The 11,699-nt window shown below is 39.6% G+C and carries 9 protein-coding genes; 3 read left to right on the top strand and 6 right to left on the bottom strand.

What is annotated here, in order from left to right; all coding sequences use genetic code 11:
• Positions 1-95: 95 nt before the first annotated feature.
• From ttrB to BZK16_RS00650, 3 genes are read left to right on the top strand one after another with little or no spacing between them, the layout of a single operon-like run.
• Entirely contained in the window at positions 96-830 is a 735-nt protein-coding gene (gene ttrB, locus BZK16_RS00640) for a tetrathionate reductase subunit TtrB (protein ID WP_077926458.1), read from the top strand.
• Positions 827-1,903 (top strand): NrfD/PsrC family molybdoenzyme membrane anchor subunit, encoded by a 1,077-nt coding sequence (gene nrfD, locus BZK16_RS00645; protein ID WP_077926973.1) that lies wholly within the window; start codon positions 827-829, stop codon positions 1,901-1,903. The genes ttrB and nrfD overlap by 4 nt, the downstream gene beginning before the upstream one ends.
• Positions 1,896-4,994, top strand: coding sequence for a molybdopterin-dependent oxidoreductase (locus BZK16_RS00650; protein WP_077926974.1), 3,099 nt, complete (start codon positions 1,896-1,898; stop codon positions 4,992-4,994). Before nrfD ends, BZK16_RS00650 begins: the two co-directional genes overlap by 8 nt.
• A 58-nt stretch (positions 4,995-5,052) precedes the next feature.
• On the opposite strand, the gene BZK16_RS00655 is transcribed toward BZK16_RS00650, so the two are convergent.
• The 6 genes from BZK16_RS00655 to pykF all read right to left on the bottom strand — a co-directional run bounded on the left by BZK16_RS00655 (position 5,053) and on the right by pykF (position 11,661).
• A complete protein-coding gene (locus BZK16_RS00655; RefSeq protein ID WP_077926975.1) occupies positions 5,053-5,268 on the bottom strand; it encodes a hypothetical protein in 216 nt (71 codons plus the stop codon).
• A gap of 69 nt (positions 5,269-5,337) precedes the next feature.
• Positions 5,338-6,258, bottom strand: coding sequence for an AEC family transporter (locus tag BZK16_RS00660; RefSeq protein ID WP_077926976.1), 921 nt, complete (start codon positions 6,256-6,258; stop codon positions 5,338-5,340).
• A gap of 21 nt (positions 6,259-6,279) precedes the next feature.
• The gene (locus BZK16_RS00665) at positions 6,280-7,641 is read right to left on the bottom strand and encodes an MATE family efflux transporter (protein ID WP_077926977.1); all 1,362 of its coding nucleotides are present in this window, start codon (positions 7,639-7,641) and stop codon (positions 6,280-6,282) included.
• Positions 7,642-7,783: 142 nt separating this feature from the next.
• Positions 7,784-8,368 (bottom strand): aminodeoxychorismate/anthranilate synthase component II, encoded by a 585-nt coding sequence (locus BZK16_RS00670; protein ID WP_077926978.1) that lies wholly within the window; start codon positions 8,366-8,368, stop codon positions 7,784-7,786.
• A complete protein-coding gene (locus tag BZK16_RS00675) occupies positions 8,368-9,936 on the bottom strand; it encodes an anthranilate synthase component 1 (RefSeq protein ID WP_077926979.1) in 1,569 nt (522 codons plus the stop codon). The genes BZK16_RS00670 and BZK16_RS00675 overlap by 1 nt, the downstream gene beginning before the upstream one ends.
• Positions 9,937-10,245: 309 nt before the next feature.
• On the bottom strand, positions 10,246-11,661 hold the full coding sequence (gene pykF / locus BZK16_RS00680; protein WP_077926980.1) for a pyruvate kinase PykF: 1,416 nt from the start codon (positions 11,659-11,661) through the stop codon (positions 10,246-10,248).
• Between the last annotated feature and the right edge of the window lie 38 nt (positions 11,662-11,699).

Raw genomic sequence — 11,699 nt, forward strand, 5'->3', positions numbered from 1 at the left:
ACCACAATAGAGCGAATTTTAGAAAACGATGAATATATAGTCAGTGATTCTAGTGGCTTTTGGGGAAAGTCACAAATTTAAAAGGGAAAGATCTTATGACTTTAAACCGTCGAGAACTATTAAAGCAACTCGCAACCATTACAGCAGGAGCAACTGTAATGAGTTTAGCTGAAGCACAAGCTGCGATGGCACCACCTCGTAGAGAAGGTGATGAATCCAAGCGCTATGGCATGATGATTGATTTGCGCCGTTGTATCGGTTGCCAAGCTTGTACTGTTAGCTGTTCAGTAGAAAACCAAATGCCACCTGGGCAATTTAGAACGACTGTTCGCCAATATCAAGTGATCAACAATGCGAATCAAGAAGCCACCAATGTGGTTTTACCACGTTTATGTAACCACTGTGACAATCCTCCTTGCGTACCTGTTTGCCCTGTGCAAGCAACATTCCAGCGCAAAGATGGCATCGTTGTGGTGGATAACAAAAAATGCGTAGGTTGTGCTTATTGCGTGCAAGCTTGCCCTTACGAAGCACGTTTCATTAACCATGAAACTGGCACAGCGGATAAATGCACATTCTGTGTTCATCGCTTAGAAGCAGGTTTATTACCAGGTTGCGTGGAATCTTGTGTTGGCGGTGCACGTATCATCGGTGATATGAAAGATCCTGAGAGTGAAATCAGCAAAATGCTCATTGAATTTAAAGATCAGATCAAAGTGCTCAAACCTGAACAAGGAACGATTCCACAAGTCTTTTACATTGGCTTAGATGAAGCATTCACGAGCAATGTACAAGGTCAAGCAATGCTTTGGCAGGAGGTAAAACTATGATCCGCGAAATTCTCACAGCGCCACAAGAATTGGCTTGGTTACCTTGGGCTGTACAATATTTCTTCTTCATTGGCATTGCAGCAACAGGTGCATTAATTGCTGTTGCATTACGATTATTCCGCAAAGGTTTATATCCAAAAGCAGAAATGATCACATTAGCCATCGCAGCAACAACAGGCATTGTCGGCCCTATCGCTTTAAGTGCCGATCTACATCAACCGGGACGTATCGTTAATTTTTACCTATCCTTCACTCCGTGGTCCTGGATGTGGATCGGCGCGATCATCGTGCCTTTCTTTGTAGTTTTTATCCTTTTACAATTTTTATTAGTCTTGCGTGAAAATACAACCAAAGAAAAAACATTTAAATGGTTGCGCTTCGTTCATTGGTTCAATTACAACGAAACTAAACTCATTCCTTTCTGTAGTATTTTATTAGCATTAGCAGCATGTGGCATTTTGCTCTACACAGGCAAGGAAGTGAATGTACTGCAAGCACAAGCAATGTGGTTCACACCTTGGTTACCTTGGGCGTTATTCTTCACTGCATTACAAACTATTCCAATGTTAGTGAAAACATGGAAAAACTGGGCAAACATTCAAGAGCAAAACAGATGCTTAAATCGCATCCAATTATTCGCATTGGTTGGCGTTGTAGTGACATTGATTGGCTGGGCAATGTCTGATAATCCTGCAGGTGAAGCTTTTAGATCTTTACCTGAAAAAGGGAGCGTTTGGTTTACGATTGGCTTTGGCATTTTAGTTTATATCATTGCCCTATTCGCTTATACGATCTACACATTTAAAGCGGATAAAAAACTCGGTTGGATCATTCACACAATATTAGCGTTATTCAGCTTATCTCTAGCTTGGACAATTCGTTGGGCAATCCTCATGCAAGTGCAAACATTGCCAAAATACAACGTTTTCATCAATCCTTATCACTTAAGCTGGGGATTCGATGGCGCACTTGGCATCATTTCAACATTTGGTTTATGGCTCACACTTTTGATTGTGTTCTGGAGCTTACTCAACGACCGCTGGTTTACATTCAAAGGAGCTCAACATGAATAAGACTAACAAAAAACGCCGCAATATTTTAAAAGGCATTGCAGCTGCTGGCGGTGTTGGTGCCTTTGTTGCAGGTTACAGTAACACAGCTAAAAACATGATTGTGGGCATGGTGAAAGGCACTTCAGCTGAGCCAACGGATAACAGAATTTTTGGTAATGCATTACAAGTGGAAGGCGTGATCAAAGATGGACATTTTGAACAAACACCTGGTCAAGTGATGTCCAACACACAATGCTTCGGTTGCTGGACTGTTTGTGGTGTTCGCGTTCGTGTGGATCAAGCGAAAAATGAAGTGATCCGTATTTGCGGTAATCCTTATAGCCCATTATCACATGAAGAGCATTATCCTTATGAGTTACCAATCACAGAAGCTTGGACAAGATTAGGCGGCGAATCAGGCATTAATGACCGCTCTACAGCTTGTGCTCGTGGTGCTTCTATGGGCGAAGGTTTAACCAGTAAATATCGTGTATTATCACCCCTAAAACGCGTAGGTAAACGTGGTGAAGGCAAATGGGAACGCATTTCCTTCGAACAACTTGTGAAAGAAGTTGTGGAAGGTGGCGATCTATTTGGTGAAGGTCATGTGGATGGTTTACGTGCCATTCGTGATCTCAAAACGCCGATCGATCCTAACTTTCCTGAATATGGCCCAAAAGCTAACCAACTATTAGTGACAAACGCAGGTAACGAAGGCCGTGAAGAATTAGTAAAACGTTTTACTAATAACTCATTCGGCACAAAGAACTTTGCAGCACATGGCGCATATTGTGGCATGGCTTATCGTTTAGGTTCTGGCGCTGTGATGAATGATATGCAAAAAAATGCTCACGCAAAGCCTGACTTTGATAACGTAGAATTTGCAATCTTCATGGGCACATCGCCTGCACAATCGGGTAATCCTTTCAAGCGCCAAGGTCGTTTATTAGCAAAAGCACGCATGAAAGATGCGGAAGATTTCTCTTATGTTGTGGTTGCACCAAACTTACAGCTAACCAATACATTGGCAACGAATAACAATACTTGGGTGCCAATTTTACCAGGTACAGATTCAGCGATGGCAATGGCATTAATGCGTACCATCATTGATGAAAAATGGTACAACGAAAAGTATCTCAAAACGCCAGGCAAAGTTGGCATGGATCACAATGATGAAGTGAGTGTATGTAATGCAACTCATTTGGTCATTGCTAATGAAGATCATCCTTTATATGGCAATTTCTTACGTGAATGGGATATTAAAGAAACTGAAGGCGATCGTGCTCAAAGTGCCATTTTAGTATTGGATGAAGCATCTCAAGACTTTATGTCTGAAGCAACATCTCCGATTGGTGTATTGGATGTTAATCAAGAAATTACATTGCGTGATGGCTCAACTGCTCTATTGAAATCAAGCTTCACATTATTGACAGAATCAGCACGTAAACACACAGTTGCAGAATACAGTGAAATGTGTGGCGTACCTGAAGCAACCATTAAAGGTTTAGCGCGCAAGTTCACGAGCCATGGCCGCAAAGCAGCAATCATCACACACGGCGGCATGATGAGCGGTAATGGTTTCTACAATGCTTGGTCAATCATGGCATTGAACGTATTGATTGGTAACATGAATCACAAAGGTGGCATGTTGGTGAATGGCGGTAAATACAAAGAGTATACGCCGGGCCCAAGATATAACTTAGTGGATTTTGAAGGTAAAATTGAACCGAAAGGCATGTTACTAGCACGTTCTAAAAAGCCTTATGAAACATCCACAGCATTTAAATTATTAAAGCAAGAAGGTAAAAATCCTTATCCAGCTTCTCGCCCTTGGTTCCCATTTGCTGGTGGCCAAACTTCAGAAGTAATTGCATCAGCTTTCGCAAGTGATCCTTATCCATTGAAAGCATGGATCAGCCACATGACGAATCCAGTTTATGGAATCACAGGCTTTAGACAAATCTTAGGTGAGCAATTGGCAGATCCAAAAGTATTGCCATTATTTGTCGCAATTGATGCATTCATCAATGAAACGACAGCATTTGCAGATTACATCGTGCCAGATACACATAACTTTGAAAGCTGGGGTTTCACAAATCCTTGGGCAGGCGTACCATTTAAAGCATCCACTGCTCGCTGGCCGATTGTTGAACCACGTGTAGATAAAAATGCCGAAGGCGATTCAATCTGCATGGAAACATTCTTCATTGCCGTTGCAAAAATGATGGATTTACCAGGATTCGGTGAAAAAGGTATTCAAGATTCTAAAAACCCTGAGATTCATTATCCATTCCATAAACCTGAAGATTACTATTTAAGAGCAGCTGCAAACGTTGCCTTTGATGGCTCTGCTGTACCTGATGCAACCCGTGAAGACATGCGTTTAACAGGTGTGAATCGTTTGAAATCTCGCTTGGAAAGCGTACTCAAACCTGAAGAACAACTAAAAGTGGCTTATATGTACGCTCGTGGTGGCAGAGTTGAAAACTTTGAAACAGGTTGGGATAAAGAGCACATGAAAAAGAAATGGGAACCAACCATGCAGTTGTGGAATGAGCAAGTGGGTATTCATAAACACTGCATGAATGAAGAGCGCTACAGTGGTTGCCCGACTTACTATCCATCACGTTTCATCGATGGTTCAAGCATGCGTGACCACTATGCACAGAAAGATTGGCCATTCTTATTAACGTCATTCAAATCAAACTTAATCAGCAGTACGGCAGGTTCAAATATCCGCATGCGCATGATCAAGCCAACGAATATTGTGGGTGTGAATGCTAATGATGCTACGAATATGGGCATTGAGAATGGTGACATCGTGAACATCGAATCGCCATCAGGTAAGCATGAGGCACAAATCATGGTTTTAGATGGCGTAATGCCAGGGGTAATTGCCATTGAGCATGGTTATGGTCATAGAGATATGGGCGCACGAGTTCATTATATTGATGGCGTACCTTTATACTTCAATGAGCATGTTGGTAGCGGTTTGAACTTAAATGATTTAGCAATTCAAGATCCTAGCCGTGATATTCCATCACCATGGATTGATTGGGCATCTGGTGCGGTCGTTCGCCAAGGCTTACCTGCAAAAATCACTAAAGTTTAAATTTCGATAACAAAAAAGGGATCATTAAGATCCCTTTTTTATGTTTTCATTTCAATGATTACTTACCCAATTGGTCGCCCACTAAGCCACCAACAGCAGCGCCACCAACTGTACCGAGCACAGCACCATCAAAAATCCATGCGCCTGTTGCAGCGCCAACAGCAGCACCGCCCACCATTTTCTTCTCTCTGGAGCTCATGCCATTCCAAGTTGAGCAACCTGCCAATAGTGCAATCATGCTTGCTACCACTGTGAATCGAATAATCTTATTCATACCTTCTCCCTAATGTCAGTATTCATAATGTTCTCTGATTATCTCACTTTAATAAAAGTGAGCACAACATTAAAATTCAAATAATCCCATTACCAACGGCACAGTTAAGATGGATAGCAACGTACTCCATGTAATGATGGATGCCATAGCTTCGGAATCACCACCCATTTGGCGCGATAGAATATATGCATTCCCTGCAGCTGGCATTGCAGAAAATAGTACTGCAATATTGGCAGGTAAACCTGATGAACCCAATAGATACAATAATGCCACTGTGATCACTGGCATGATCAATAGTTTCAAGAAAATAGAGTAGCAGATTCCTAGCATTTTCTTAGCATCCATCATGATGATCAAACCTGCACCTACAGACATCAAGCTCAATGGTGTTGCTGTATTACCTAAATAGGATAGATATTGCTTAACAGCACCTGTGATTTGAATGCCCAATGCATTTAAGATCAAACCGATGAAAACGCCAATGATCAATGGATTTTTAATAAGCGCAATGATAATACTGCCCAAGCCTTTTTTATTACCATGATTACTGCCATAAATATTCATGATGGAAATACTCAGGATATTCACTGTAATGATCATATAGGCCATGAAAACGCCTGCTAGAATAATGCCAGCATCGCCAAATAATGATTGTGATAATGCGATGAAAACATAAGAATTATAACGAGCACCACCTTGGAATATTGAAGTAAAAAGGCGGTTTTCAATCTTAAAGAAATACTTTGAAACCAGCATAATGGCTGAAATTAATAACGTTGCTATGAATGGCGCTGTTAATGCTCGTAATAACCCGCCATCAGAAAAGTTTGCTTTAGAAACTTCTAACACTAATAAAATAGGAAAAAATAGATAATAAACGAGCTTTTCAATGCCCTGCCATAAATCTGTGTGAGGTAATAAGCGCTTGATGACAAAGCCCGTCATCACTAAACTAAAAATGGGTAAAACGGATAAAAATGTATGCAACATAGCGCTTAATCCTTTCTTTTTCTAATCTTTGATGAATCGCTTAAATTCGTTTAACTGAATCCACAAAAACAGTGCTGCAGTACACGTTGAAACTAAATCAGCAGCAAAAATCGCATACCAAACACCATCGATACCAAAATACAGCGGGAAAACAAACAATCCTGGAATCAAAAATATGATTTGACGACTCAAACTTAAAAAGATGGAGTGTTTCACTTTGCCAATACTTTGGAAGAAGATCGTCACAACGATTTGAAAGCCCGCTAAAGGAAATAAAATGGTCACAATTTTAATGGCATTAATCGCGACTTTAGCTAGTTCTGGTGATGGATTAAAAAACTCAACAACCAATGATGGAAAAAACACACCAATGATCATAGCAATCACGCCAATCATCACGCCCACTTTAATGGTTTGGAGCAATGCTTCACGCAGTCGTTTAATCTCTTTGGCACCAAAGCTATAGCCCACAATTGGCTGCATGCCTTGTGTTAATCCAAGCAGAATCAATACAACCAACATCAACAATACATTCACAATGGTATAAGCACCGACAGCTACGGAACCACCATAAATTTTCACCTGCTGAATGATGATGAAAATAATACTGCCTGACACTAAATTCATTAAAAATGGTGACATACCAATGCTTAAAATAGCTTTGGTAATAAGCCAGTTGAAGCGAATATTCGATAGTTTGAAAGCTATCACTGACTTTCTACTGATGAAATGTTGCATCACAAAAATCGTACCAATGATCATCGATAACACGATGGATAATGCAGCGCCTTCGATGCCCCAACGCAATTGATAAATAAAGATTGGTGCAAAAATCGCATTCAACACTAATGTTAATAACATCGTGTACATCGCTTTTTTCGGATAGCCAGATGAACGCATCATATTATTAAAACTGAAACAGAGATTCGCAAAAATTGCACCAGGTAAATAATATTTTAAAAAGTCGTAGGTATATTGATAAGTGCCTTCATCTGCACCTAAAAAATGCACCAAAGGCTTCAAAAATATGAAAAAGGACATCGAAACTGTGAAAGTAATGACGCACGTTAAAATTAAAGAAGTACCCACAACTTTTTCGGCTTTATCGTAATCTTCATTGCCTAGAAAAATTGAAATACGGCTACCCGCACCTGCACCCACAAGCATGCCAACGGCAGCAAGGATTGTCATGATTGGCAATGCCAATCCCATCGCACTCATTGCATCATCATTTAAATAATCTGCATTGCCAATAAAATAACGCGTAATAATGTTATAAAGCGCCGTCACGGTACTACCGATGATCGCAGGCAATGCATATTTCCATAATAGCCTACGAATTGGCGCGTTTCTCAGCTCCAAAATCCTTTCTGATTGCGTCATAATCTAGCGAACCTCCCTAATTCTTTTTTCATATATCAAAGATTTGGCACTGCCACCATTAGGGAGCTACACCATCATTGCATTGCGCAACCGCTTCATTATAGAACTAAAAATGATACATGCAAATGACGATATAGATATATCAATAAAAATCTAACAACCAATCAATGGATTGAGATAATAGACAATAACCGTCTGTGGTTAAAATTGATTCAGGATGGAATTGAAAACCCATCACATAATTCTGATCATCTCGCACAGCCATCGCCATATTATTCACAGAAGCATTGATGGTGAGTGCTTCTGGTATTTCAACACCCACTAAAGAATGATAGCGCGCAACGCCCATAGGATTAGGTAAGCCTTTAAACATCGCTTGCCCATCATGTTGAATATGCGAAGTTTCTCCATGAATATAATCATCCGCAGGAATAATTTTCCCGCCATAAGTTTCAATGATAGCTTGATGCCCCAAACAAATACCAATCATTGGATATTTGCCAATGGATGCTTTAATCACATCCAACATTGAGCCTGCATCTTTTGGGTAACATGGACCTGGTGATAAAAATAATAAGGGATTTTCCGTTTGAGCTAGTTTTTCCATGAAAAACTCAGTGGATAAATTATTACGATAAATCTCAACGTTGTGCCCCATTGTTCTTAAATCATCCACGATGTTATAAGTGAACGAATCAAAATTATCCATAAAAATGATGTTAGCCATTAGAATTTCTCCTTAGATTGATGAGCTTGTAAAATGGCATTCACCACCGAACGTGCCTTTGATTTTGTCTCTTCCATTTCTGAACGTGGGTCTGAATTTTTCACAACACCAGCACCTGCTTGCACTGTTGCAATGCCATTTTGTACAAATGCTGAACGAATCACGATGCAAGTATCAAAATCCCCTTTCCCTGTGAAATAACCCACAGCACCACCATAACTTCCGCGCGGTACATTTTCATGTTCATGAATCAATTGCATTGCTCTAATTTTCGGCGCACCTGTTAATGTGCCCATATTCATCGTGGATTGATAAGCATGGAAACAATCCAAATTGCCTTTCAATTGCCCAACAACACGAGAAACCAAATGCATCACATAAGCATAGCGATCCACTTTGGTTAAATCTGCAACATATCTTGAACCTGGCACACAGATTTTTGCTAAGTCATTGCGTGCTAAATCCACCAACATGAAATGCTCTGATAACTCTTTTTGATCTGTTCTTAATGATAATTCCAATCGGCTATCTAAATCACGATTGATGCTACCATCTTTGGCAAATCCTCTCGGGCGCGTACCTGCAATTGGATACAATTCCACTTCATTACTATTTTTAGTGTATTTTAAGGCGCTTTCTGGTGATGCGCCAAATAGTGTAAAATCTTGATCCTGCATGTAGAACAAATAAGGACTTGGGTTATTTTTCTTGAGCTGTAAATATGCTAAAAATGGCGATGGGCAATCCACATAAAACTGGCGAGATGGCACAACTTGAAACACATCACCTTGTTGAATATAACCTTTGAGCGCCTTAACTTTTTCACCAAACGCATCATCATCAATATTCGTTGAAACACTGCTTGCTTCATTTTTAAATTGATCTTTTTCAATTTTTAGAATATCAGCATCATATTGCGTTAAAAGATCGCAATGCTGTGCTTTAATATTTTGATAGATTAATGATTCAGGATTCTGATCTGTCACTAAAGAAATCAATTTGCTCTGCTTCGTTTGATGATCCAATGTGATCATATGCTCTGCGATATAAAATGTGTAATCCGCACATTTTTTCGCAAAATTTTCTTCTGCCACAGGCTCAAATAAATAGGCTAATTCATAAGCAAATAAACCTGTCATCAGTAACTCTTCAGGATTCGATAAATTCTCTTGAGCGATTGTTAATAATACACGCAAGCCATCAAAAATTGACAGTGAACATAGTTTTTCATCTTCTGACAAATGTTCAGTTGCTTTAGGAAAAACAGCATTTAATGTTGTGCCTTGTAAATCTGTACCAACATTCATTGCCGCTAATTTTTGATGAATCACTGTTAGTAAATTCTGCCCATTTTCTGTCAGTGCTTCATAACTCACCAAGCGATTATTCGCAGTAATTTTAACGGCTGAATCGATCACCAATAAGCTTTTTAAGTTCTCTTTGCTATTCACATCCGCCGATTCTAGTAGCAATGTATTGGGCTTATTTTCGCAATAATGATGAAACAATTCTGCTGGATTGTCTTGGTAATTCAATGTTGTTTGTAAGCTTGAAAATGCATAGTTCATAAATTTCCCTTTGTGCAAACATAATTCAGGTATAAAAAAACCCGCCGTTAGGCGGGTTTTAGATTTGTTCTTCTTGAAACTTTATTGAAAAACAGACATAGCCGAACCGCCCGAGGAAGAGAGTTCTTGCCACCATGTTGTGTTCATCATTGTTTGTGTCATTTCAAATAAAGTCTATTTGTTAGTCGTTCAATCAGTAAACACTGATTACAAATTAAAGTCAATTATTTTCATTATTAATTAATTTAGTAATAAAAAAGCCATTCAAAAGAATGGCTTTAGTACCGATCTTTATAAATAATGCTTTAATTACAACGTATGCACTGATGAAGTATTTGTTGTGCCACTTGGTACTAATGCACCAGAAACCATCACAACAACGTCACCTTTTTGTGCAAAATTACTGCTCAATGCTTCTTCTTTACCAATGCGATAGAAATCATCCGTAGAACGAATTTCATCCACAACTTTAGTTGTCACACCTTTCACCATTTGCAATTGTCTTGCTGTTTTTGGATTTGTTGTCAAAGCCAAAATGCGTGCTGTTGGGAAATATTTACGGATCGAACGTGCCGATTTACCTTGATATGTCGCAACGACGATCAATGGGCTATCCAGCATTTCTGACATTTCAACTGCGCCCAAACATACTGATTCAGTCACACGCATTTTACGCATTGGTGGCTTTTGCAATGATACTTGGTTTGGCATCACATTATCTGTACGCTCACAAATCGCAGCCATGATCGATACTGCTTCCACTGGGAATTTACCCTTAGCAGTTTCACCTGATAGCATTACTGCATCTGTGCCATCCAAGATTGCGTTTGCAACGTCACCCGCTTCAGCGCGTGTTGGACGAGGATTTTTAATCATTGAATCTAGCATTTGTGTTGCAGTAATCACAACTTTACGTGCTGCTACACATTTTTCAATCATCATTTTTTGAGCAAAAATCACTTCTTCTACAGCGATTTCAACACCCAAATCACCACGAGCAACCATGATGCCATCAGAAGCTTCTAGGATTTCATCAAAATTCGTTAAACCTTCTTGGTTTTCGATTTTTGATATGATCATGACATCCTGCCCGCCATTTGCATCTAAATGTGCACGAATTTCTTCAACGTCTGAACGCTTACGAATGAATGATGCAGCAACATAATCCACGCCAACATCTGCACCAAAGATTAAGTCTGCCTTATCTTTTTCTGCCAAAGCAGGAAGATTTGTCACAACGCCAGGCAAGTTAACGCCTTTATTTTCGCCCAAATCACCATCATTCAATACTTCACAAATAACTTCTGCTGCGCGAACTTCAGTCACTTTCATACCAATCAGGCCATCATCGATCAATACTGTGTTACCAACTTTTAAATCATTTGGTAAACCTTCGTATGTCACAGCAACGCGAGTTTCATCACCAATTACAGTTTTATCTGTTGTTAATGTGAATGTTTGCCCTGCTTTCAATGCAACATCTTGACCATCTTTCAATTTAATTGTGCGAATTTCAGGACCTTTTGTATCCAATAAGATTGCAGCTTGTTTTCCATGCTTCTCACACACTGCACGTAAGTTATCAATACGCGCTTGATGTTCTTCATAATTACCGTGAGAAAAATTGAGGCGCATGACGTTCATCCCTGCATTCAGAAGTTTCAACAACACATCTTCTGACTCAGTTTTCGGACCAATCGTACATACAATTTTCGTCTTTTTCATATACATCCTCTTTCATGGTTAATGATTGTTAAATCTTG

The sequence above is a fragment of the Wohlfahrtiimonas populi genome, from assembly GCF_002006795.1.
Lineage (GTDB): Bacteria > Pseudomonadota > Gammaproteobacteria > Cardiobacteriales > Wohlfahrtiimonadaceae > Wohlfahrtiimonas > Wohlfahrtiimonas populi.

Bases quoted from the DNA above. Each gene is read 5' to 3' on its own strand.
- ttrB (WP_077926458.1), top strand. From the start codon at position 96: ATGACTTTAAACCGTCGAGAACTATTAAAGCAACTCGCAACCATTACA.
- nrfD (WP_077926973.1), top strand. From the start codon at position 827: ATGATCCGCGAAATTCTCACAGCGCCACAAGAATTGGCTTGGTTACCT.
- BZK16_RS00650 (WP_077926974.1), top strand. From the start codon at position 1,896: ATGAATAAGACTAACAAAAAACGCCGCAATATTTTAAAAGGCATTGCA.
- BZK16_RS00655 (WP_077926975.1), bottom strand. From the start codon at position 5,268: ATGAATAAGATTATTCGATTCACAGTGGTAGCAAGCATGATTGCACTA.
- BZK16_RS00660 (WP_077926976.1), bottom strand. From the start codon at position 6,258: ATGTTGCATACATTTTTATCCGTTTTACCCATTTTTAGTTTAGTGATG.
- BZK16_RS00665 (WP_077926977.1), bottom strand. From the start codon at position 7,641: ATGACGCAATCAGAAAGGATTTTGGAGCTGAGAAACGCGCCAATTCGT.
- BZK16_RS00670 (WP_077926978.1), bottom strand. From the start codon at position 8,368: ATGGCTAACATCATTTTTATGGATAATTTTGATTCGTTCACTTATAAC.
- BZK16_RS00675 (WP_077926979.1), bottom strand. From the start codon at position 9,936: ATGAACTATGCATTTTCAAGCTTACAAACAACATTGAATTACCAAGAC.
- pykF (WP_077926980.1), bottom strand. From the start codon at position 11,661: ATGAAAAAGACGAAAATTGTATGTACGATTGGTCCGAAAACTGAGTCA.